The 23,412-nt window shown below is 42.0% G+C and carries 17 protein-coding genes; 8 read left to right on the top strand and 9 right to left on the bottom strand.

The features are described from left to right. Positions 1 to 342: 342 nt before the first annotated feature. The 4 genes from FKG96_RS25675 to FKG96_RS25660 form a co-directional block, all read right to left on the bottom strand. Positions 343 to 1,809: an efflux transporter outer membrane subunit gene (locus FKG96_RS25675; RefSeq protein ID WP_149106271.1), complete on the bottom strand. Its 1,467-nt coding sequence runs from the start codon at positions 1,807 to 1,809 to the stop codon at positions 343 to 345. Further along, positions 1,802 to 4,963: an efflux RND transporter permease subunit gene (locus tag FKG96_RS25670; protein WP_013663733.1), complete on the bottom strand. Its 3,162-nt coding sequence runs from the start codon at positions 4,961 to 4,963 to the stop codon at positions 1,802 to 1,804. The genes FKG96_RS25675 and FKG96_RS25670 overlap by 8 nt, the downstream gene beginning before the upstream one ends. A gap of 54 nt (positions 4,964 to 5,017) precedes the next feature. Next, positions 5,018 to 6,184 (bottom strand): efflux RND transporter periplasmic adaptor subunit, encoded by a 1,167-nt coding sequence (locus FKG96_RS25665; protein WP_130858552.1) that lies wholly within the window; start codon positions 6,182 to 6,184, stop codon positions 5,018 to 5,020. A gap of 123 nt (positions 6,185 to 6,307) precedes the next feature. Continuing rightward, a complete protein-coding gene (locus FKG96_RS25660) occupies positions 6,308 to 7,426 on the bottom strand; it encodes an Ldh family oxidoreductase (protein ID WP_130858551.1) in 1,119 nt (372 codons plus the stop codon). A 414-nt stretch (positions 7,427 to 7,840) separates the two neighbouring features. Here FKG96_RS25660 and FKG96_RS25655 point away from each other — a divergent pair, with 414 nt between their 5' ends. The 4 genes from FKG96_RS25655 (at position 7,841) to FKG96_RS25640 (ending at position 11,424) form a co-directional block, all read left to right on the top strand. After that, positions 7,841 to 8,407, top strand: coding sequence for an RNA polymerase sigma factor (locus FKG96_RS25655; RefSeq protein ID WP_130858550.1), 567 nt, complete (start codon positions 7,841 to 7,843; stop codon positions 8,405 to 8,407). Continuing rightward, on the top strand, positions 8,388 to 9,131 hold the full coding sequence (locus tag FKG96_RS25650; protein ID WP_130858549.1) for a hypothetical protein: 744 nt from the start codon (positions 8,388 to 8,390) through the stop codon (positions 9,129 to 9,131). Before FKG96_RS25655 ends, FKG96_RS25650 begins: the two co-directional genes overlap by 20 nt. Before the next feature lie 256 nt (positions 9,132 to 9,387). Next, positions 9,388 to 10,251 carry an outer membrane beta-barrel protein gene (locus FKG96_RS25645; RefSeq protein ID WP_013663728.1) on the top strand — a complete coding sequence of 288 codons (864 nt, stop codon included), beginning with the start codon at positions 9,388 to 9,390 and terminating at the stop codon, positions 10,249 to 10,251. 111 nt (positions 10,252 to 10,362) lie between these two features. Beyond that, positions 10,363 to 11,424 (top strand): ABC transporter ATP-binding protein, encoded by a 1,062-nt coding sequence (locus tag FKG96_RS25640; protein ID WP_130858548.1) that lies wholly within the window; start codon positions 10,363 to 10,365, stop codon positions 11,422 to 11,424. On the opposite strand, the gene FKG96_RS25635 is transcribed toward FKG96_RS25640, so the two are convergent. Together FKG96_RS25635 and FKG96_RS25630 are read right to left on the bottom strand one after the other, a co-directional pair. Then, positions 11,417 to 11,923, bottom strand: a complete 507-nt coding sequence (locus FKG96_RS25635; RefSeq protein WP_207303822.1) for a TlpA disulfide reductase family protein — start codon at positions 11,921 to 11,923, stop codon at positions 11,417 to 11,419. The two genes, FKG96_RS25640 and FKG96_RS25635, sit on opposite strands and share 8 nt — an antisense overlap. 526 nt (positions 11,924 to 12,449) lie before the next feature. Continuing rightward, on the bottom strand, positions 12,450 to 12,923 hold the full coding sequence (locus FKG96_RS25630; RefSeq protein WP_013663724.1) for a ribonuclease H-like YkuK family protein: 474 nt from the start codon (positions 12,921 to 12,923) through the stop codon (positions 12,450 to 12,452). Between the two features lie 384 nt (positions 12,924 to 13,307). Here FKG96_RS25630 and FKG96_RS25625 point away from each other — a divergent pair, with 384 nt between their 5' ends. After that, a complete protein-coding gene (locus FKG96_RS25625; protein WP_130858547.1) occupies positions 13,308 to 14,135 on the top strand; it encodes a hypothetical protein in 828 nt (275 codons plus the stop codon). Positions 14,136 to 14,234: 99 nt separating this feature from the next. Further along, a complete protein-coding gene (locus FKG96_RS25620; protein ID WP_130858546.1) occupies positions 14,235 to 14,867 on the top strand; it encodes an ABC transporter substrate-binding protein in 633 nt (210 codons plus the stop codon). 243 nt (positions 14,868 to 15,110) lie between these two features. Here FKG96_RS25620 and ettA read toward each other — a convergent pair whose 3' ends face one another. Beyond that, on the bottom strand, positions 15,111 to 16,793 hold the full coding sequence (ettA, locus tag FKG96_RS25615) for an energy-dependent translational throttle protein EttA (RefSeq protein ID WP_130858545.1): 1,683 nt from the start codon (positions 16,791 to 16,793) through the stop codon (positions 15,111 to 15,113). Between the two features lie 191 nt (positions 16,794 to 16,984). Between ettA and FKG96_RS25610 the strand changes: the two genes are divergently transcribed. Next, a complete protein-coding gene (locus FKG96_RS25610) occupies positions 16,985 to 19,561 on the top strand; it encodes an ATP-dependent Clp protease ATP-binding subunit (RefSeq protein WP_130858544.1) in 2,577 nt (858 codons plus the stop codon). Positions 19,562 to 20,323: 762 nt separating this feature from the next. Further along, positions 20,324 to 20,746, top strand: coding sequence for a hypothetical protein (locus FKG96_RS25605; RefSeq protein ID WP_130858543.1), 423 nt, complete (start codon positions 20,324 to 20,326; stop codon positions 20,744 to 20,746). A gap of 335 nt (positions 20,747 to 21,081) precedes the next feature. Here FKG96_RS25605 and FKG96_RS25600 read toward each other — a convergent pair whose 3' ends face one another. Both FKG96_RS25600 and FKG96_RS25595 read right to left on the bottom strand, forming a co-directional pair. Beyond that, positions 21,082 to 21,990, bottom strand: a complete 909-nt coding sequence (locus FKG96_RS25600) for a hypothetical protein (RefSeq protein ID WP_130858542.1) — start codon at positions 21,988 to 21,990, stop codon at positions 21,082 to 21,084. 548 nt (positions 21,991 to 22,538) lie between these two features. Further along, complete coding sequence (locus tag FKG96_RS25595; protein WP_013663709.1) at positions 22,539 to 23,357, bottom strand: enoyl-ACP reductase; 819 nt, start codon at positions 23,355 to 23,357, stop codon at positions 22,539 to 22,541. Positions 23,358 to 23,412: the final 55 nt, after the last annotated feature.

The following is a 23,412-nucleotide window of genomic DNA, read 5'->3' as shown; positions in this document are numbered from 1 at the left end:
TTTAGTTATTCGTTGAGAGTAGTTAAGTTGTTGAGTAGGGAATTATTCATTCGTGTTCACTTTAAGGCATTCATGAGCTCGCTATGCTCGGTTAGTTAATTAGCCGATTAGCCAATTATTCATTAATGTTTATTTAAAGGCATTCCCTGAAAGACTCGGGACGGGCATGAGCTCTCCCGAGTCTTCGGAGTCGGTTAATTAATGTGATAATGTTGGTACGAACAACCAACAACGAATAACCAACAACTAACCTAGCCCTTAGGAGTGCCTCTGCTCACAACGGACAACTAATAACCAATAACTAACAACCAATAACCAATAACTAACAACCAATAACTAACACTACGCCCCTCCACCCAATGCTCTATACAACTCAACTCTAGCCAGCAATAATTGTTGTTTAAGGCTTACTAATTCCAGTTCACTGTCAATCGCATTCTGTTGCGCCGTAATGACTTCCAGATAAGTAGCATAACCTGCTTTAAATAATAATCCCGCTTGTTTAATACCTAGTTGAGCAACCTTTACTCGATTTTCAGCAATTTCATACTCTTCCTGCAATTTTTTAAAGGTTATCAACGTATTGGTAATTTCATTAATGGCATCCAATACAACCTGTTGAAAATCCAGTTCGGCCTTATCCCGTTCGAGTTTGGCAACTTCGATGTCCGTTTTAATTTTGCGTTTATTAAAGACAGGAGCTGTCAAACTCCCTATTATACCCCCAAATAGAGAGCCGGGAATTTTAAACCAATTTTTGGATAACATACTGTTTACCCCGCCTTCGGCTTCTATGGTCAGCGCCGGATAACGATAGGCCTGTGTGACGCCGACATTTGCATTAGCAGCACGTAGCGCGAGCTCAGAGGCACGTACGTCGGGTCGGTGACTCACCATGTATAGCGGAACACCGGCCGTAACAGAATCTTCGATCAAAAAATCAGTCAAGGAGGCATCTCGTGGAATACTATCGGGCAATTCACCGGATAAAGCTCGCAAGCTATTTTCTTGAATGACTACCTGACGCTCCAATTGCGGAATAAGCGATTGAGCTGCTAAACGTTGCGACTCGGTTTGCTGGATAGCGAGCGAGGTTACCTGACCTGCATCCCGTTGCAATTTGACAATGCGTAACGTACTATCAGTCAACCGCAGGTTTCGACGGGCTACTTCCAATTGAGCATCCAACATCAATAAGTTGTAATAGCCTTCCGCGATATTGGCAACCAATTGCGTTTGTAAGAGTTTACGAGCCTCATACGTTTGCAGATACTCCGCTAGGGTCCGCTCATTCAAGCGCCGAATTTTACCCCAAATGTCCAGCTCCCAGCTGAGTCCAATACTGCTCATATGCTGCATGGTATAATCAAATAAGGTTTCCGGAGCTTCTTTACCCTTCGTTTCGTAATATTTCGAGGAGGGATTAGAATAGAAGTTTTTGGATCGGTATTGCCTATTGACGCTTCCCAAGGTAGCATTGATGTCGGGAAGAAATTCTGCACGTGCCTGGAAAACACGTTGGTTAGCAATCTGAATGTTTTTCAGAGCTTTCCGCATATCGTAGTTACTCACAAGGGCCGTGTCAATAATTTTACGAAGTGTAGTATCGACAAAGAATTCGCGCCAATAGATGTTGCCTATTCCGACCGAATCGGCGGGACTGATTTCATCTCGATATTTTTTGGGAAGGTTCAAATGCGGCCGCTTATAATCTTTCCCTACTTTACAAGCATTAAGTAATAGACTAAGGAATATCGTCAAAAGTGCTATTGAGCCGAAGTGCCTTGTTTTTATATTTTTTTTAATCATCTTCTTCCTGAATCATTTTGGATTTTACCTTTTCATCAAAATGCTGAAAAACCATATAAAGAACGGGGATAACAAATACACCAACTGTTACGCCGAATAACATACCGCCTGCTGCACCGATACTGATTGAATGATTACCTTGTGCCGACGGTCCGACCGTCCACATCAAAGGAATCAAGCCCGCAACGAAAGCCAGTGAAGTCATTAGAATCGGTCTCAATCGTAAGCGGGCTCCTTCAATCGCGGCATCGTAAATCGACAAACCGGATTTACGTTGTTGAACGGCAAATTCCACAATGAGAATGGCGTTTTTCGCCAGTAGTCCTATAAGCATGATAAGGCCAACCTGAACATATATGTTGTTTTCGAGTCCGACCAGATTGACAGCTGTATAAACCCCTACGAGACCAACCGGAACCGAAAGTAAAATGGCGAAAGGTAAAATATAGCTTTCGTATTGTGCTGCCAGTAAGAAATAGACAAAGAGAATACTTAACGTAAAGATTAGAATGGTTTGTCCACCACTTTGTCGCTCTTCCAAACTCATGCCGGTCCATTCATAGCTATAGTTTGCTGTCAACACCTTTTCCGCCACCTCATCGACAGCTTTCATCGCGTCACCGGAACTATGGCCTGCCGCTGGTGTCGCATTGATAGCAATAGCATTAAATAAGTTATAACGATTGACGGTTTCCGGACCAAAGACTTTCCGCAGTTTTACCAAGGTATTGGCTGGTACCATGTCACCGTTTTTATTACGGACGAAAATCGATTTAAAAGACTCCGGGTCATTGGTAAATCGGGCGTCTGCCTGCATGTAGATACGATATTGTCTGCCAAAGCGACTGAAATCGCCAGCTTGTACCCGGCCGTAATAGCCTCGTATGGTTGTCATCAGATCCTTTGCGGTGACACCTAGGGCCTGTGCTTTTACAAAATCGACCTCTAGCTGATATTGTGGGAAATTGGCTTTAAACGGCGTAAATGCTGTTTCAATTTCAGGTCTTTTTTGCAGTTCTTGAATAAAATTGTTCGCCACCTTGCTGAACGATGCAAAAGTACCACCGAGGCGGTCTTGTAATACGAACTCTAAGCCACTAAAATCACCAAACCCTTGTACCGTAGGACGTGGATAAACGCTAAAAGTGGCTTCGCTAATCTGAGAAAGATCCTGACGGATACTATCCATAAAAGCGTTAATGTCTTTTATCTCTCCTCGTTCCTTATGGTCTTTTAGATTGATATAGCCTACCGCAAAGGCCGGGCTGGCCGTGGCGTCAATGGCATTGTAACCGGAAATAGTCGTCATGCCTGAAATCTGCTCGCGTTTTCTCACTATGCTGTCGGCTCGCTGTAATACTTCTGTCGTTCTCGCTAAAGAAGCCCCAGGAGGCATAGACATAGAAAAGGTAACAAAACTGTCGTCTTCTGTGGGGATAAAGCTTGACGGTGTTCTATTCATCAAAAAAATACCGGCTGCGGAAAGCAAGGCTAACAGGGCCAGGGTAAGCCATTTCTTACGCAGCAGGAAATTTAAAGAGCGTATATACTTATTGGTAAGTGTATCAAACGCAACATTAAATCCATCAAAAAACCGCCTCGAATATTTGGACAATTTGCTTCCTTTTAACTCCTTTTCCTTATCATCATGGTGGTTGTTTCTCAACAACAAAGCGCATAGTGCAGGACTTAATGTTAATGCATTGAGCGCCGAAATCAAGATAGCAGTAGCTAGCGTATAGGCAAACTGTTTATAAAATAGGCCGGACGGACCTTCCATGAAACCGACAGGAAGGAATACTGCCGCCATTACCATGGTAATCGATAAGATGGCGCCGGTAATTTCGCTCATCGCAGAAAGTGTTGCTTTCCGCGGAGATAATCCGGTACGTTCCATTTTTTGATGAACCGCTTCTACGACAACAATGGCATCATCTACCACAATACCAATGGCTAAAACGAGCGCAAACATGGTTAAAACGTTGATGGAAAAGCCAAATAGAAGTAGGAAGAAAAAAGTTCCTACCAACGATACCGGGATGGCGATTGCCGGAATCAATGTGGAACGAAAATCTTGCAGGAATATAAAGACAATGACAAACACCAAGAAAAAGGCTTCGAATAAGGTGTGTTTCACCTGACTGATCGACTCGTCTATTTGATCACGAACACTATACGTGATTTCATATTTGATACCCTCGGGAAAAGATCGCTGTAACTTTTCCATCACCTTTCGTATTTGTCCATCGATTTCCACGGCATTCGAGCCACTCGTTTGGACTACGTTGATCGTTAACCCCGGGAAGCCGTTTACTTTGTTGTCCGATCCCACATTAGAAGCACCGAATTCGATACGAGCGACATCTTTAAGGTAGAGCACAGAACCGTCTTCGTTGGTCCGAATAACTAGATTTTCATAATCCTCCGGATTACTGAAACGACCGCGATGTTTCAAAACGGTTTCGAAAACCTCATCGGATGCTTCACCGAATTTTCCCGGGGCGATTTCAAAGTTTTGACTCTTGATGGCATCGATGACATCTTGAGGTACCAAGCCGTAAACAGCCAATTTTTCCGGATTAAGCCATGTACGCATGGAATAATCTCTAGCTCCAATTCGACTGATGGCGGCAACACCTGGGACGCGTAATAACTCGCGGTTAATATTAATTTGCGCATAGGCTTGCAGGAAGGTTTCATCATAAACCGTATCAGGGTGATTACTGAAAATATTCATAGTCATGATGACACCATTCTGCTTGGGCATAACACTGATGCCCGCTTCGTTTACTTCTGCGGGAATTTGGCTGGCGGCCTTTGAAACACGCGTCTGGACATTAACGGCCGCTTGATCGGGATTGGTGCCTGCTTTGAAGAAAATATTGATACTGCCGGAACCGGTATTACTGGCGGTAGATCGTATATAGGTCATATTGTCGACCCCGTTAATAGCTTCTTCAATAGGTAGTAAGACACTCTGCGCCACCGTTTCAGCATTGGCTCCGGGATAAGATAAAGTAACGCTCACGCTCGGAGGGGCAATTTCGGGAAAACGTGTGACAGGTAATTGCAGCATGCCGACAATGCCCAACATGACCAATAAGATGGATATGACGGTAGCAAGGACGGGTCTGCTTATGACGGTTTTTAACATAGTTTTTTCCTCTCGCTAATGGAGTTAATAGGTATTTACTTTAACATGGGGATTTTAACTGCGTTTGGGATTTTGTAGTTGTGGATTAATGGCTAGGCCGTCTTCCAATTTGTCAAAGCCTGACAGTACGACGCGGTCGCCCGGCCTTAGTCCATCTTTAACAATATAGTTAGGGCCGCTGACTCCATCAAGAATGACGGCACGCATCTTTACCTTGTTATCCGGCGTTACAATATATACAAAGGTTTTGTCTTGTAATTCAACGGCAGCTACTTGAGGCATCAACAAGACGCCGGGTTTCTTTTCTTCCATCTTAAGGGTACCGGTATTCCCTTGTCTGAGAACATCATGCGGATTGGCGAAAGAAGCCCGTAAGGAGATGGCCCCCGTTGTTCGGTTTACTTGACCATCAATCGCATCTACAATCCCTTTCTCCGCATATTCGGTACCGTCGGCCAACATAAGGCGAACGTAGGGAATTAACATGTCATTGTTAGCAGACGAGTCGTTTGATCGTCCACCTTTGGTGAAATGTAGGAAATCTGCCTCGCTCATCGAGAAATAGACATACACTTCGCGAGTATCCGAAAGTACCGTGAGCGGCTGGGAGTCTCCTTTGGTAACCAAGTTTCCGATGCGTTTGGGAATTCTGCCTATGTATCCGCTCGAGGGAGCTTTAATATTGGTGAAGCCAAGATTTATCTTGGCAGTAGCTACTGCCGTTGCCGCTTTTGCTACCGAGGCTTTAGCAACCTCGTTGTTCGCTTGTGCCGTACGGAGCTGAACGTCTGATATTACATCGTTTTCTACCAAAGGTTTGAGGCTCTCGACTTCCAAACGGGCATTTTTTTCTTTAGCCTTTTCAACTGTTTCTTCTGCAATGGCATTTTTGAGCGCCTCCAAATAAGGTTGTTCGTTGATTTTAAAAAGATTTTGTCCCTGTTTCACGTAGGCACCTTCATCAACATATATTTTTTCTAGAATGCCCTCAACCTGTGGACGGATTTCTACATTTACTTTTCCTTCGATGGTTCCGAGATAATCTCGTTCTGTTAAAGCCGTACCGGTGTCAACCATAAAAACCGGAAGACTTAATCGCTTGTTGCTTTCATCTTCTGCGTTGGAGGAACCGGAATGGCAGCTGCTTGTAATTGCTAATAAAAAAAGACCTGTACTGAGTGTTAAAAGGGATTTAATGTTTTTACTCGTTTTAATAATCATTGATGTTTTTTATGTTTTAGTGTTTAAGCATGTTGTTGCTTTTCAACAAAACATTTTCAAATAAGTTTGCTTTTATAAGGACATAAAGCCAACCTGTAGGTTTCAGAATTAATGCCAAAAACGTCATGCTATGTTCGGTGATGGTAAACTAAGGTCATTCGCTAGCTTTAGTAAATCATCAAATACACTTTTAACAACAGGGATGCCATTTGCTTTTCTTTCTATGGTTGCAGCCCGCTCGGGTTCACCGGGAATAATGACAGGCTGACTTTTGTCAATGGGTTCTGCGTTTTTAAACCGATGAATCCAATTATCCATATGCTGTTTAAAATCGTCAAGAGGACGGAAACCATCGGCTCTCAATGCGCCTAAAAAATGTCCCAAACCTTCTCCTACGGGTTGAGGATGAGGCTCTAAATAAGCAACAAAAGGCGGTGCCCAAGGGCCATAATTAGCGCCCGAAAGCACGGCACTTAGAATGTCAACCGTGGCGCTAAGTCCAAATCCTTTGTGACTACCATGTGCTCGGTCACCTCCCAAAGGAAGTAAGGCCCCTCCGGATTTAAGCTCGTGCGGATTTACCGAAGGAGTGCCGTCTTTCGTTTGTACCCATCCGTCAGGAATAGAATATCCATTGCGCTGAGCAATTTCAAGTTTACCGTTAGCAGCAGCGGATGTCGCCATATCTACAACTACCGGCGGATACGCTCCTGCCGGAAATGCATAACACATGGGGTTGGTCCCTAACATCCGCTCTTTGCTGAAAGTGGGGGTTACTAGCGGACTGGCATTGGTCATGGCATAACCGATCATATCTTGTTTAACAGCTAATAAGGCATGATAACCGGCAATGCCGAAATGATTGGAGTTGCGTACAGCGACCCACCCGGAGCCATAGTCTTTAGCTTTTTTGATGGCAATTTCCATGGCATAAGGTGCTACTACCAAACCTAAACCGCGATCCCCATCTACGGTAGCCGTAGTGGGCGTTTCATGTATAATCCGTATCTCCGGTGAAGGATTTAGTCTGCCTTTTTGCCACAGCCGAACATATCCGCTTAGTCGTGCCGTCCCGTGGGAATCAATGCCGCGTAGATCGGCTGCAATCAGCACATCCGCAGCCAGTTTAGCATGCGCTGCCGTACAACCGATCGTTAAGAATACTTGTTCAGTAAATTCACGTAGGCTGGTTTCGCTTATTATAAGTGTGTTTTCCAATTGTTTGTGTTTCTTTTTGTTCAAGTGCTTCGCAAACTTAATAAATTGTTGTTAGTTGTCGGTTATTAGTTGTGGGTTGCAAGTTATTAGTTATTCGTTGTTGGTTATTAGTTATTCGTTGTTGGTTATTAGTTATTCGTACCAACATTATCAAACTAACCGACCCCAAAGACTCGAGGGAGCTCCTATAAATAATGCCTTAAATAAACACTAATGAATAATTAACCAACCCACTACTTAGCTATTTAACGTCTCAACCACTCCACAATTTCTCTACTTCACGCCCATGCTTCATTGGCTAATTCACCAATTGGCTAATCGGCTAATTAACTAATCCCCTACTTAACTATTTAACGTCTCAACTACTCAACAAAAAAATAAAAAAATCATGCAACCTTTTTACTGCTCTTGACATCTAAGAGAAAAAGGGAACATAATTTGAAGCAATTATACACCATCGATGATCTATTGGAAGGTTGCCGCAGGGGAGAGCGAAAGGCACAGGAGTCGCTCTATCGGGCAATTGCTTCGAAGATGTTCAACCTTTGTTTGCGTTACGCCACATCCGAGATGGAAGCAGAGGATATGTTGCAAAATGGTTTTATCAAGGTGTTTCAGTGTGTAGCTGGTTTTAGAGGCGAGGGGTCTTTCGAAGGTTGGATACGAAAAATCTTTGTAAATACAGCGATAGAGATGATACGGAAGAATAAGCGAATACAGAACACAATAAGTGTTGACGCCGTTTTTGACGAAGAACAACAGACATTTGATATGGAAGGGCTGGAGGTACGTGATTTGCTTGCGCTGATTCAACAATTGCCTGACGGTTATCGTATCGTATTTAATATGTATGCCCTGGAAGGTTATTCACACAAAGAAATAGCAGAAGCACTGAGTATCAGCGAAGGTGCTTCAAAATCGCAATTGTCCCGTGCGCGGGCATGGTTAAAAAGTAAATTGGTAATGTTAGAAAGAGGGGGTAATTATGGATCGTATGCGGAATGATATTTTTGATGAGGAAGTTCGGAAAAAACTTGATTCTTTTGAACCGCAGGTCTCGAACAAAGTATGGTCGAATATCGCCGAACAGTTGGATCAGCAGACAACCGGATCGGGAGCAAGGTCGCTTCAAGTGAAGAGAGCCTTGATGAGGTGGTCGATAGCCGCCATGATTGCGCTTACTTTAGGGGTGGGGATAACTTATATCAAACAGCCACGCAAAGTTGTATATTTAAGTGCAAAGAAAGAAGTTATCAAAGACGAAGGGGCTGCCTTACCACTGCCGGTGACCAAAAGCAATAATGGAATCGGTAAAGGCGAAAAGATGGTTCATAGGAGCGTATCCCCTGCGAAAAGGAATTTAAAGGAGCGAATAGACGGGCGGAAAATAACGGTATCGGAAAATAGGGCAATGACAGATCCCGATGTTATTATGGAAGACACGGGCAACCGGCCCATGATCGTCAATGAGGTAGTATCAGTCGCCGTATCTCCAGGTAATGGACGCGTGGAGCAACCGGCGCTACAGTTTGCTTTTATTGAGACTCCGACGTTAAAGGATACAAAGATGAAGAGCCAAGAAAAGAAAAATTTCGGCATAGGTGAGATTTTAAATTATGTCGTAGGTTCGGTTGATCATGGCGATGCAAAGGTGCTGTCTTTTGCCAGTGATGATGAAGGCACATTGAAAGTAGCCGTTGATTTGAAGGCATTGAAGGTTAGGCTGTGATGGGGGAATGGTTAAGTAAGGGGGATAGTCAAGTAGTTAAGTAGGGGAATAGTTAAGTAGTTAAGTAGAGGAATCGTTAAGTAGTTAAGTAGGGAAGTAGTTAAGTAGATACGAATTGACGACTCCACGACTCGACAACTTAACTATTTAACGACTCAACGACTCAACCATTTAACCTCTCAACGACTCAACAACTCAACGACTCAACTATTTAACGTCTCCAACAACTAATAACGAACAACTAATAACTACATATATGAAGCATATTTTATTTACAGGGTTAACTTTTTTAGCGTTGATTGGCACCGTTCAGGCAAGCAATACTGAATTATCGAAGGTGGAGGGGATACGTGATACAACGGATATGGACACCGTAAAAACTGAACGGAAGCGAAAGCTAACCGTCAAATGGAGCTCTGATGGAGATAATATGGTCAAGGTTGAACGTTGTAATCCTTGCGATAGCTTAAATAAAAGTAAGAGTACTGACTTTTTGAAGCAGAAGCCGAAGGTTATTTTAGGAATCACATTTTCCCGCTTTGATTTAGGATTGGCTACCTTACTAGATAATGGTAGTTTTACGCTTAGTCCGGAGAACGATTTTCTAAGGAACCGAACATGGAAAACAATTAATGTGGGCTTTGATGTTTTCCAATTCGGCTACCGCTTCAACGAAAAGTTTAGATTGTTTTTGTCTGCCGGTTTTGATTGGACCCACATCCGCCTGAAAAATGACATCATATTCGACCGGAATACTACACCGCTAAGCTACACCGAATCGGATATACATTATAGCAAAAACCGTTTCAGCTCCAGTTATCTTAGGATACCGATAACCTTCGAACATCGATTGGGCATGGATCGTGATTTACGAATTGCCTACGGCCCAATTGGAGGTTTCTTGCTAAGTGGAAGCCAAAAATTTAAGAGTGAAGAGGAAGGCAAACGGAAAGTTAAAGACGATTTTAATTATGCTAAATTCCGTTATGGTGCTTTTGCACGTGTAGGCTATAAATGGGTCGGTTTATATGCCAAGTACTATTTCAATGATATGTTTGAGAATAGTCCACAGCAAGAGGGCCTGAGAAATATGTCTTTCGGACTGATGTTCTTCTTCTAAAAACTGTTGCTTTTATAGGTCGATCAGTCGCTGTCACGATCGACCTAGTTCATGAATGCCTAAAATTTTTTTATCTTCGAGGCGTTTACACTATAAGTGTAATGTTTTTTGATGGCAAATAATACAAATACCCCTTCCTGCGATTTTATTCCTTCGGATACGCAAAAGCAAGGACTAGCATATATTCAGGTCGATAATTTATCAAAACGTTTTTCGGATAAACCGGATAGTTTAGGGTTAACCCAGATCTCCTTTGGTGTGGAGCAAGGTAAAATCACGGCGATTATAGGGGAAAGTGGAAGCGGAAAAAGCACGTTGTTGCGATTAATTTACGGTCTTGCAAGTCCTGATGAAGGGGAAATTCGTTTCAAAGGATGGAAGGTGCCGGGGCCCTTTGATAAATTGATCCCGGGGCATGAAGACATGCGTCTGGTATCTCAGCACTTTGATGATTTAAATACCTATGCCAATGTTTGGGATAATGTGGCGTCTCGTTTATCAAATACCAACTTACTGGAAAAACACGATAAAACGGAAATCGCCTTAAACAGTCTGAATATTTTGAGGCTATCCAAACAACGTATTGCTGATCTAAGCGGAGGCGAGAAGCAGCGGGTAGCCATCGCCCGGGCACTTGTGACCGGACCGCAGGTCTTATTAATGGATGAGCCCTTTAATCAGGTCGATGCTTCATTCCGCGACCACTTGCAACAAGATATTCGAAAGATAGTAGATGAGATCGGCCTAACGGTCATTATGGTATCCCATGATCCAAGTGAAGTATTGGCTTTATCGGATGCTTTATTAATTTTACAAGACGGTAATTTAATGGGAGCAGGTAGCCCGAAAGAAATTTACAATAATCCACCCAATGCGTATACCGCTAGATTATTGGCAAGGAGTAATATATTGTCCGAGGAGGAAGCTAGTTATCTATTACCGGAGATAAGTGCAAAAGAGATCATTATCCATCCGGAGTGGATACGAATAGATGAGATCGTGCGGACTACTACGCCATTTACTATTCAGAACATCCTTTTTAAAGGCTTTTACGAAGAAATTATATTGTCGGCTGAGAAGCTCCAATTGCGATGTATTAATAAAATGCCGAATCGATATCAGCTTGGACAACAGGTGTCAATTGAAGTCTTGCAACATAAAGCGATTAATTAAGTCTCTTATCCAGGACTTCTAATAGCTTATCAAACTCTTCTTCCGTATAACCAAGGGATAAATAGATGATTTTGCCCTCTTCATCTACCACGACGTTTCTAGGAATACCGCTGTTTGCGTATTTTGAGAATATTTCCCGCTTCACATCAGGGAGGATGGGAAAGGTGTAGCCCGTTTTTTCAATGAATGGCCGCAGTTTGTCCCAATTCTCTTCACGGCCGAAGACGAATAACTCAAACTTTTTGTTAGTCTTGTAACGATCGTAAATTTCTTTCTGAACGCGAGGGAGTTCTTTTCGGCAAGGAGGGCACCATGTCGCGAAGAAATTGATCAACACGACCTTTCCTTTATAATCCTGTAGGTTTTTTAAGCTGCTGTCGGCTAGAGTGAACGAAAAATCAGGTGCCTTATCGCCTATTTTAACCAACCACTCTTGCTGATCTTGCGCGTAGGAAAATGTCGGTAGAAAGCTTATCAGGAAAAGGAACATGTATTTCATTTGCTATTTGTTTTTAGTTGTTCGTTATTGGTTATTCGTTGTTAGCCATTTGTCCTATGTCCTACTACTTTACCTGCCTGCCGGCAGGCAGGTGGTTATTACGGTACCAATACAAAAGTATCAAGCCTGCCTGCGGTAGGCAGGTATCAAGACAAACGCCAAATTATTTGCCTGTCAGTTGGGATTACTTTCTCCCGTTGGTCCGTCAGTTTCGGTTTTAACATAGAGAAGGAGGTGTTTATATTAAAAAACCTAATACGTCCGGTTAAAAGTAAAAGCCCTCCGTTCTGCCACAATGTCGCCTAGGAAATTTGCGGTTTGCACGTTGATGCATTACCGTTTAAAGCAAAGTTCCAAGCGACGAGTCTTTGGTTACTTTCTTCGGAAGAAAGTGACAAAATAAAGGTTTTTTTTTAAAACGAAATCCCTTTGACAGCTATGGTTCTATGTCATGTTACCTAGACCTTATGTCCAAAATTCGCTCATCATTTAAAAAAAGCTCACAACTGGGAATCAAAAAACTTCTTTACTGCACCATTTTATTCGCACAGGTTGAGCTTGCAAAAGCCTCCGGTTTCGCTTTGAATACAAAGCCCATACTTAAAATGTATCCCATAGCTTCATGAAGTGCCTGATTGGATTTAAACATAGGATTAGTGTTAATGTCGGCATGTACTTCTAAGTCGACATGATAGGTATCCAAAATATCGCAAAGTGAATAAGCCGTTTCAATAGAACGCTGCACTTCCGCGAGCATTCGTTCTTTGATGCTCATTTTAAGCAGGGACCGTTCTTGGTGAATGAACATAAAGCCACCTTTCTTTTCGCGGATAAAAGCAATCACGGTTGCAAAATCAGTGATTTGCCCTTTTACCTGCGAGTCGGTGCCGATGCAGACTTTGAGCTTGTTTCCTAATGCATATTCTTTCGAGATGGCTGTGCTTACTTCCTCGAGAAGTGGTTTGCGAATGGGTTCTCCGCTAAATTTTTTCCAGGTCATAAATTAAAGGTATTACGTTAAAATCTAAATAGCCCTTGCCTGCGTATCGATCTTTGCTATAAAGTTAGCGCATTTGAAGTGTTTCCTGATAAAGAGAATGTGGTTTATTTGTTAACATTTGGTTAATTATCAACACGTTGGGTTGTTGAGAGGTTAAGTCGTTAAATAGTTGAGACGTTAAATAGTTAAGTAGTTGATTAGCCAATGTGGTAATGTTGTAGGTAAGTGCGTGCCTAAAGCTTACTGCCTATAGCCCAACGCCTATAACAAATATCCAATATTTTACATCAGATTCTTCGTCCTTTTTAAACAAAATACGTTACTTAGCTGTATTATTAGATTAGATATTAATCTTATTAGTACTTATCGTAAAAAAATAGCAATATGAACTTTAAATCTCAAATCATGACGCTGGCAACGGGCGCTTTCATAGCAGCTTCTTTGTCGGCATGTAATCAATCTGGCACAAAATCAACAGAAGGAACCGACAGCACTACTGCCACTGAGGCTGCAACGAGTGCGATCAGTGTTACACCTGTCGCAGATTCAAAGGCATTTCCAGGTGCTGAATTGGCCGTCTCTTCTATTACGGCTACACCGGGTGCTTCCCAGGATTCAGTGAAGTTGGAGGTTAAATATGCGGTAAAGAATTTTACGTTGACAGAACATACAGCCGATCATAATGCGGATCATATGGCTAATTCAGCGGAAGGGCAGCATATCCATTTTATTTTGGACAACCAGCCTTATACCGCACTTTATAAACCGGAAAATAGTGTAAGTCTGAAGAAAGGAACCGAGCACTATTTATTGTCCTTTCTTTCACGTTCTTACCATGAATCCATAAAAGAGCCAAAGGCTTATGTTTTAAAGCATTTCAAAATTACCGATCAGGGAAAATATGAGGAATTACCCGTTCCTGCGGATGCCGCTTTATTCTATAGTCGTCCGAAAGGCGAATATAAGGGAAAAGATACCGAGAACTTATTGCTTGACTTCTACCTAGTGAACACGGAGTTATCGGCTTCGGGCAACAAAGTGAAAGCAGAGATTAATGACACTACGATCACGTTGGATAAATGGGGACCTTATGAAATCAAGGGAGCTCCAAAAGGAAATCTAAAAGTCAAATTAACGTTGGTAGGACCTGATGGGAACGAAATAAAAGGAGACAATACTTCTATAACGAGAGAAGTTAAATTGAGCGAATAAGAAACAATTTTTAAAGAGGGGGCTGTTAGTGATTATATCCTAGCAGCCCTTTTTTATACCCCTCATTTTATCTAAGTTTGCTTCGTAAACAATAAAACTATGCAAGATTATACCTCGTATTTATCGACAGTTGTGAAGGCTTTAGGTTTGGATGAAGCATGCGTAAAACTACTGGAAGAAGACATCAACTTAACACAGCAACTTCATCATATTGATCAAATATATGAGCGCATCTCTTACATAGGAACAAGCTTGAACGTGTCTCGAGAAGCGGAAAAACTAATCGAAGAACTTGCTGAGCGTATTAATATCGTGGTTCACAAACTGAAATTTATAGCAGATAACCAACGACCTACTGTTAAAGTGGTAGCCGAATCGACGCTTGATAACGAACTGGAGGCTTATATTAATACCATTATACGAACTGCAGGGGGAAGGGTATATAACGAAGGACTGGATACGAAGGGACCTGAGCTTTTCATCTTTCTAGCTCAAAATAGGAGTATGTTTCAATTATTAGGTGAAATCCCAGGCTTTTTAGCAGATGAGGAATGGGAAAACACGCCGGCTATTAAGGAAAATAAGGTGTTTTTAATTGACGGCGAAAAGCACTTACTTGCTAGTTTGCCCGAGGCCGCAGATGATGTAGAGCTTTTGGCAGAAATTCTTTACCCTCAATATTTTGTGTTTGGCGGGGAGGGAGAATCGTGGATGAAATTTGAGCTTAGTTAATTCGTTGAATAGGGAAATAGTTAAGTGGAGAAGTAGTTAAGTAGTTAAGTAGGGGAATAGTCAAGTAGTTAAATAGGGAAGTAGTTAGTTAAGTGGATACAACTCAACGACTCAACCATTTAACCTCTCAACGACTCAACTATTTAACGTCTCCAACAACTAATAACCAATAACGAACAACTAATAACGAACAACCAATAACGAACAACTAATAACTAATAACAAACAACTAATAACTCGCAACTATTTCACCAGCTTCTTGTATTTAATCCGCTTTGGTCCCGTGTCTCCCAATCGTTTCTTCCGGTTCTCTTCATACTCCGAGTAGTTTCCTTCAAAGAAATAAACTTGGGAATCGCCTTCAAAAGCGAGGATGTGTGTACAGATTCGATCTAAAAACCAACGGTCGTGTGATATAATCACGGCACAGCCACCAAAATTCTCGAGACCCTCCTCCAACGCTCGAAGCGTATTCACATCAATATCATTGGTTGGTTCGTCCAGCAGTAAAACATTGGAACTTTTCTTAAGGGTAATGGCTAAGTGCACGCGATTGCGCTCACCGCCCGATAGTACGTCGATTTTTTTCTGCTGGTCGGCACCATTGAAGTTGAATTTGGAAACATAAGCCCGGGAATTAACGGTGCGATTCCCTAGGACGATATTATCGTGCCCTCCGGTGATATTTTCCCAGACGTTTTTGTTCGGATCTAAGTCGTCATGCATTTGATCCACATAACCCAATGCAACGGTTTCTCCTACCCGGAAGGAGCCGCTGTCCGGTTGCTCTTGTCCGGTGATTAATCGGAACAATGTAGTTTTTCCTGCACCATTTGGTCCTATAATACCAACAATGCCCGCAGGAGGAAGTGAAAAAGTGAGGTTTTCAAACAGCACTTTATCGCCGTAAGCCTTGGTTACATTTTGCGCTTCAATCACTACATTTCCCAAACGAGGGCCTGGAGGAATAAAGAGCTCCAACTTTTCTTCCCTTTCCTTCGTTTCTTCAGAAGCCAACTTTTCGTAATTGGAAAGACGGGCCTTGGATTTAGCGTGACGCGCTTTCGGAGCCATCCGCACCCATTCCAACTCCCGTTCGAGTGTTTTTTGGCGTTTACTTTCCGTCTTTTCTTCCTGTGCCAGACGTTTAGCCTTTTGATCTAACCAGGAAGAGTAATTGCCTTTCCAAGGAATACCTTCCCCGCGATCTAGCTCCAAAATCCATCCGGCCACATTATCCAAGAAATAGCGATCGTGTGTTACCGCAATCACCGTTCCTTTATATTGTTGTAGGTGCTGTTCCAGCCAGTCGATCGACTCGGCATCCAGGTGGTTCGTTGGCTCGTCTAACAGTAACACGTCCGGCTCTTGAAGTAGAAGCCGACATAATGCCACTCTTCTGCGCTCGCCTCCTGACAAATTGGCAATGGATGCGTCGGGGTCGGGGCAGCGCAGGGCATCCATGGCCCGTTCAAGCTTATTGTCCAATTCCCAAGCACCGGTGGCGTCGATTTTATCCTGTAGTTCACCTTGTCGATTCATTAATTTTTCCATCTCATCCGGGTTTTCATACACCTCCGGCAACCCGAATTTTTCATTAATTTCCTCGTATTCCGTTAAGATGGCCTTCGTTTCAGCGACTCCCTCTTCCACTACTTCTTTCACTGTTTTTGCGGGGTCTAAAATAGGTTCTTGCGCTAAATAACCCACCGAATACCCCGGAGAAAAAACAACTTCACCCTGGTAAGATTTGTCTAAACCGGCTATGATTTTTAAGAGGGAAGATTTTCCGGAGCCATTTAAACCAATTACGCCAATTTTAGCACCGTAGAAAAAAGATAAATAGATATTTTTTAGTACCTGTTTTTGAGGCGGGTAAATCTTATTTACACCGGCCATCGAAAATATTACTTTCTCGTCTGACATATTCGTGATAAAATTCTACTGCAAAGATGGCGATATTTAGTCATAAACGCGTAACTTTAGGTATCATAAAGACTGACAAGAATTGCATATGAGAGAAATGGCGTAATTGTTGATAAAAGTTACATAAAGCGCTCAAAGTTTTAATTAATAATTTTATACATTAGAGCATTAAAAGAAAGGTAAATACATTCATGGAAGCAAAATTCTCGCCACGCGTAAAAGACGTTATCTCCTATAGCAGGGAAGAAGCGCTTCGACTTGGACACGACTACATCGGCACCGAGCATCTCTTGCTGGGCCTGATCCGCGAGGGAGATGGTTTAGCAATCAAAATATTAAAGCATGTGGGGGTAGATACTGCCCGTTTACGCCGCTCCATCGAAGAGGCTGTAAAAGGGACGTCATCCACTTCGGCTAATCTTGGCAATATTCCACTGACGAAGCAGGCGGAAAAAGTGCTCAAGATTACTTACCTAGAAGCTAAGATATTTAAGAGCGAAATTATTGGCACCGAGCATCTATTACTTTCTATCTTAAGAGACGAAGATAATATTGCTTCTCAGATACTTCAGCAATTCCATATCAATTATGATATTTTCAAAGCTGAGGTAGAGCAGAACAAAACGGAAATCACCGACCAAGCAGCCGGTTCGGCTGCGGGAGATGATGATTTCCGCGATGAAGATAGCTTCAGCCAACCTAAAAAAGTGTCAGATATTAAATCGAAAACCCCGGTACTGGATAACTTTGGTCGCGACTTGACCAAAGCTGCAGAAGAAGGACGTTTAGATCCAATCGTTGGACGTGAAAAAGAGATTGAACGCGTATCTCAGATTCTTTCACGTCGTAAAAAGAATAACCCGATTTTAATTGGTGAACCGGGAGTTGGTAAATCGGCTATTGCCGAAGGCTTAGCCTTGCGCATTGTACAACGGAAAGTTTCTAGGGTGCTCTTTAACAAGAGAGTAGTTACCTTAGATTTGGCTTCCCTAGTCGCAGGTACTAAATACCGCGGTCAATTTGAAGAGCGGATGAAGGCGGTGATGAATGAACTCGAAAAATCACCTGATGTGATTTTATTTATCGATGAAATTCATACCATCGTGGGCGCCGGCGGAGCTTCCGGATCACTGGATGCTTCGAACATGTTTAAACCGGCTTTGGCACGTGGAGAAATTCAATGTATCGGAGCTACTACGCTGGATGAATATCGCCAGTATATTGAAAAGGATGGCGCCTTAGACCGTCGTTTCCAAAAAGTAATGATCGAACCGGCAACGCATGAGGAGACGATTGAAATTCTTAACCGTATCAAGGATAAGTATGAAGAGCACCACGCGGTAACTTTTACACCGGAGGCGATTGAAGCCTGTGTGAGTTTAACTACTCGCTACATTACTGACCGATTCTTGCCGGACAAGGCAATTGATGCCTTGGATGAAGCAGGGTCACGTGTTCACCTAACAAATATTCATGTTCCTCAGAGCATCATTGATATTGAAGAGAAAATCGAAGATATCAAAGTGGAGAAGAATAAAGTAGTTCGTAGTCAGAAGTATGAGGAAGCTGCTAAGCTTCGTGATACGGAGAAGAAATTACTGGAAGAGTTGGATCGTGAAAAGCAAGCTTGGGAAGCAGAAACGAAAACCAAACGTTATACCGTTACGGAAGATGATGTTGCTCAAGTGGTGTCGATGATGACCGGTATTCCGGTTCAACGTGTTGGACAAACCGACAGCCAAAAGCTGCTAAACATGGCCGAATCGATGAAAGGAAGGATTATCGGGCAGGACGATGCGGTGAAGAAACTTGTGAAGGCGATTCAACGTACCCGTGCCGGTTTGAAAGATCCGAAAAAACCAATCGGTTCCTTTATCTTCTTAGGGCCTACAGGTGTCGGTAAAACGGAATTAGCGAAAGAGTTAGCACGTTTTATGTTCGACAGCGAGGATTCTTTGATCCAGATCGATATGAGCGAATACATGGAAAAATTTGCTGTATCACGTTTGGTAGGAGCGCCTCCAGGATATGTCGGTTATGAAGAAGGCGGTCAGTTAACTGAAAAGGTACGTCGCAAACCGTATTCTGTAGTTCTATTAGATGAAATCGAAAAAGCTCACCCGGATGTGTTCAACTTGCTATTACAGGTATTGGACGAAGGACAGTTAACCGATAGTTTGGGTAGAAGAGTGGATTTTAGAAATACGATCGTTATCATGACTTCGAATATCGGTGCCCGTCAATTGAAAGACTTTGGTCAAGGCGTAGGTTTCACTACTAGTGCGAAGGCTACACAGGCTGAGACGCATTCTCGGAGTGTCATCGAGAATGCCTTAAAACGCGCTTTTGCTCCGGAGTTCTTAAACCGCGTTGACGATGTGATTGTGTTCAATTCACTTGGTAAAGAAGAGATCTTCAAGATTATCGATATCGAGTTGAAAGCATTGTTCACCCGTATCCAAGGTTTGGGCTATACCGTGAACTTAACAGAAGGTGCGAAAGAATTCATTGCGGAGAAGGGCTTTGACAGTAATTTCGGAGCTCGTCCATTGAAACGTGCCATTCAGAAGTACTTGGAAGATCCAATTGCGGAAGAAATTCTGAAAGGTGATTTAGCAGATGGCGCTACTTTAGAAATTGACTACAATAAGGAAAAAGAAGAGATTGTGGTAAATGGCTCACATAAGAGCGATAGTAAGAAGTCGGCTAAGCCTACAGATATCGAGAAAGAGCATGAAGATGAGAAAGACGGAAGCAATAGTAAGTAGCTAAGGGCTTTCAGCAATCGGCTATCAGCTTAATATAGAAAAAAGCGTCGCGCATTTGCGTGACGCTTTTTTTGTTGGGGATTTGTTAAATCGTTGAGTAGTCGAACCGTTGATTTAATTAGCCAATAGTTGAATAGGAAAATAGTTGAGTAGGGGAGTGGACCCAGTTGTTAATATGCTTTTGAGCCTCCTCAATTCGTTTAATATCTTCTTCTGCCCAAGCGGAAACTTTTAATATTTTCTTTTTGTAGGAAGAGAGATTCTCCACTTTTTTTTCTTTTTGTTTAATAGAAAATCAACAAAGTCGCTTACCTCTTTTTGTGAAGCGGCATCAAGTAAATTGTATTTTATTTGAATGTTCGTCATGGCATCTTTGTTATTTCTACTACAAGGATAACAAAATGAGGTGAAATTACGTTATTCACTATGCGTTGAAAAAGAGGATAATGCTACTCCATACTCCATATTAACTACTCCCTATTCACTAAATTAAATTATGGAGCGATTCTTGCTTAAACCTTTTCATGTTTTGTCACTCTAAGAAGTAGATACTCGTTGAGTGGTTGAGACGTTGAATAGGGGATTAGCTAATTAGTTAATGTGATAATGTTGGTACGAATAATGATAACCGTTAACAATTAACTAGTCTAGTTAAGTAGTATTGCCCTTACGAACGCCGTCACCAATAACGAACAACCAAGAACGAATAACGAATGGCTGGCAACGAATAACCAATAACGAACAACTAAAAACAAATAGCGAATGAAGAAGTATTTATTTTTAATGATTGCCTTAGTAGGTTTGGTAGGTATGAGTGGGTGTGAAAAGACAGAAGTTGTCGAACGTGCTGTTTTACCGCGAACGTTCATTTATACAATAACGCCCGACGAGTGGGGCGTCTCGGAAAATGGGCTTAATATACAAACAACTTTACCGATTGCGGAGTTGGATCGATATTACATCGAGCAGGGAAACGTCAGCGTGGCAATTAGTGAAGATGGCGAAACTTCTTATGATATATTGCCTTCCACTTTTAATGGAATTGCCTATTCTGTTAGGTATAGTGTAGGTCAAATAAATATTTATGGCGAAGACCCAATTAATAATGGAGATTTCGAAGTGCCTATTCCTAACTACGATGTTGTATTTAAAGTGACATTGTCAGATGCTGATTATGTAGAATAATTTTGTTGGCACTCAAGACACTTCTATATTCTCGAGTGCCGACGTAAATACTAATTTGTGAGAGATTCAATTTGTTTCCTTAACCAGATTGAAGTGTTGAATTTTTCATAGAACTCTTTACGTTTTAATTTCCTTATCAGTTTTCTTCAAGAAGATTCTCTATTATTTGTTTGTACTTGTTCTTTGCATGCTTTTTATCGCGGTTTTTCTATTATTCAGAGACCACTGTAAGAAAGTTTGTAAAGTCTAGAATAAGAATGAGGTTGTTATGGCACAGTTGATCGCTTGGTAGTTAATTTTTTGAAAGCAAGTAGCTCACTGATTTGTGTCACAAATCATTTCTTCCTCTTTTTTTCTGCTTTTGCTTTAATACGATCGATTTCGGTCTTCTTTTCTAAAAGTATGGTGTAAAACCATTCAGCTTCTCTTAGTGGTTTATGGTCGGGGCCGATGGCCGTTGCCTGATTTTTTATATACATTTCCTCATTAACGCAAAAAGCGTGTAAGAAACCGGCGGGATTCATTGTTTTTTCGCCAATCATTTTTCGATGTTCTAGCCAGTCGAGTTGATAATAATGCAAAGAAAAATAGACAAATACCAAGGCTTCTTTGGGTAATTTTTTAAGGCATTTCCATTGTACATCAAAGGTGGCGGGCAGCGGAGGTTGTTCCATTTTTGATTTAACGAGCATAATTTCTTCCTGTGCCAGTATTTGATATGCTTCCTGCGCATAGTCGATACTTACCAATGCGACCCGGAGAAAAGCCCCGGGATCGGGATTGATATCGCGTTGCAAGAAGGGAATATTTTGTTTCGGTGTGATGGCATCGATAGTGATCTCTACGGTACCGTCTGGCTGAATCGAACAGCGGGGAAAAACATGCAAGGTTTTCTCAAAAGGAGCATCCGGATTGAATTGGAAACCGATAAAGGGGCTAGGATCTATTTGGTTTAGGTTTTTGTGGCCAGCGGCTTCCGGGAGTTGACTGACGCATTTTTGCATAACCGCATTTAACCTGCCCGAAACATAAGGATCCATATACTCAAAAAGCAAACTCCCTATCTGTCGGATAATTTTGGTTGCATTGCTGCTGATACCAAATTCGTGCGCAGCAATGCGGGTATTGGTGGTTTGCTTTACCACTCTCGGCATACTTTGTACGATGGATTCGCCATTTACATCCCGATAAACTTCATGTCCTTTTTTTCCGCTCAGTCGTCCGTTTTTGTTAATCTTCGCCATAATTTATATATTCGCTTTTAGCCAATACTTGGCCGTTTCAATTATTAATTCCGGTTCTTCTTTTCCTCATACCAAGTCTATACTTTCTTCATATCTTCTTCGCCTTTATTGAACATGCAATCTATATCATTTCCAGGGTGAGTCCAGGTTTTTAACTTAAAACGTGGACTCACCCTGGACTCAATGTGGACTCACCCTGGACTCACCCCGAAGAAGGTCCCTAGCAAATGGCTACTTGGCCATTTTATAGTTCAAAGAAATTTGCTGTTTTTAATAGGTATTTGAAAGGAGCGTTATTGTATTAAACGCGAAGACAAGATAATAATTTACAGGCGAAACTGAAAATTTAAAGTATAAACCTATATACATTTACCAAAATATTTTATTCATCTTGAATGTCTTCCTCCTAGTTATCGGGGGATGGCAAAAACCTCCTGACTGAGTACGTCGTAGCGGAGTCCTTGCTGTTAACGCTAAGGCAATATCTAAACAAAAAAGCAACGGAAATTCCCCGTTGCTTTTTGCTGAAAAATATAATTATTGAACACTTACCCTTCAATACCGAATTTCTCCAAAATGGTGCTGGTAACACCGGTAGAAGAATATCCACCATCGTGGTATAAGTTCTGCATGGTCACCATGCGGGTCAAGTCTGAGAATAAGGTAATACAGTAATCAGCACATTGTTCTGCGCTGGCATTGCCTAGTGGTGACATGGCATCGGCAAAATCAAAGAAATCGCCAAAGCCTTTGATACCCTGTCCGGCAGTGGTTTTGGTAGGCGACTGTGAAACGGTATTAACACGTACCTTTTTGGCGACACCATAATGATAACCGAAGCTTCTCGCAATGGATTCTAAGGCAGCTTTGATATCAGCCATATCGTTGTAGAAGGAGTAGGTGCGTTGAGCGGCTGCATAGGTTAAGGCTACTACACTTCCCCATTCATTAATGGCATCTAATTTCATCGCTACTTGAAGCATTTTATGCAATGACAAAGCTGATACGTCCATGCCCTTTTGAAAGAAGTCGTAATTAGCTTCGGTATAAGGAATGCTTTTACGCACGTTTACACTCATACCAATGGAGTGTAACACAAAATCGATTTTACCGCCTAAAATCTCTTGGGATTTGGTGAATAGATTGGTTAAATCGTCTACACTGGTTGCGTCCGCAGGAATAATTTCCGCACCTGTTTTTGAAGCTAGTTCATTGAGTTCGCCCATACGCATAGCGATAGGAGCGTTAGTTAACACAAATGTAGCACCTTCTTCATGTGCTTTCTCGGCAACCTTCCATGCAATAGAACTGGAATTTAACGCGCCGGATATAATACCTCTTTTACCTTTCAGTAGGTTGTATGCCATATCGGTTTGATTTATTGTAAACTGTATTTATATAAGGGGGTAAAATTACACTTTT

The sequence above is a fragment of the Olivibacter sp. LS-1 genome (genome assembly GCF_008245145.1).
Classification (GTDB): Bacteria; Bacteroidota; Bacteroidia; order Sphingobacteriales; family Sphingobacteriaceae; genus Olivibacter; species Olivibacter oleidegradans.
This window is presented reverse-complemented; position numbering and strand designations above follow the sequence as displayed.

Bases quoted from the DNA above. Each gene is read 5' to 3' on its own strand.
- FKG96_RS25675 (WP_149106271.1), bottom strand. From the start codon at position 1,809: ATGATTAAAAAAAATATAAAAACAAGGCACTTCGGCTCAATAGCACTT.
- FKG96_RS25670 (WP_013663733.1), bottom strand. From the start codon at position 4,963: ATGTTAAAAACCGTCATAAGCAGACCCGTCCTTGCTACCGTCATATCC.
- FKG96_RS25665 (WP_130858552.1), bottom strand. From the start codon at position 6,184: ATGATTATTAAAACGAGTAAAAACATTAAATCCCTTTTAACACTCAGT.
- FKG96_RS25650 (WP_130858549.1), top strand. From the start codon at position 8,388: ATGGATCGTATGCGGAATGATATTTTTGATGAGGAAGTTCGGAAAAAA.
- FKG96_RS25645 (WP_013663728.1), top strand. From the start codon at position 9,388: ATGAAGCATATTTTATTTACAGGGTTAACTTTTTTAGCGTTGATTGGC.
- FKG96_RS25640 (WP_130858548.1), top strand. From the start codon at position 10,363: ATGGCAAATAATACAAATACCCCTTCCTGCGATTTTATTCCTTCGGAT.
- FKG96_RS25635 (WP_207303822.1), bottom strand. From the start codon at position 11,923: ATGAAATACATGTTCCTTTTCCTGATAAGCTTTCTACCGACATTTTCC.
- FKG96_RS25630 (WP_013663724.1), bottom strand. From the start codon at position 12,923: ATGACCTGGAAAAAATTTAGCGGAGAACCCATTCGCAAACCACTTCTC.
- FKG96_RS25625 (WP_130858547.1), top strand. From the start codon at position 13,308: ATGAACTTTAAATCTCAAATCATGACGCTGGCAACGGGCGCTTTCATA.
- FKG96_RS25620 (WP_130858546.1), top strand. From the start codon at position 14,235: ATGCAAGATTATACCTCGTATTTATCGACAGTTGTGAAGGCTTTAGGT.
- ettA (WP_130858545.1), bottom strand. From the start codon at position 16,793: ATGTCAGACGAGAAAGTAATATTTTCGATGGCCGGTGTAAATAAGATT.
- FKG96_RS25610 (WP_130858544.1), top strand. From the start codon at position 16,985: ATGGAAGCAAAATTCTCGCCACGCGTAAAAGACGTTATCTCCTATAGC.
- FKG96_RS25605 (WP_130858543.1), top strand. From the start codon at position 20,324: ATGAAGAAGTATTTATTTTTAATGATTGCCTTAGTAGGTTTGGTAGGT.
- FKG96_RS25600 (WP_130858542.1), bottom strand. From the start codon at position 21,990: ATGGCGAAGATTAACAAAAACGGACGACTGAGCGGAAAAAAAGGACAT.
- FKG96_RS25595 (WP_013663709.1), bottom strand. From the start codon at position 23,357: ATGGCATACAACCTACTGAAAGGTAAAAGAGGTATTATATCCGGCGCG.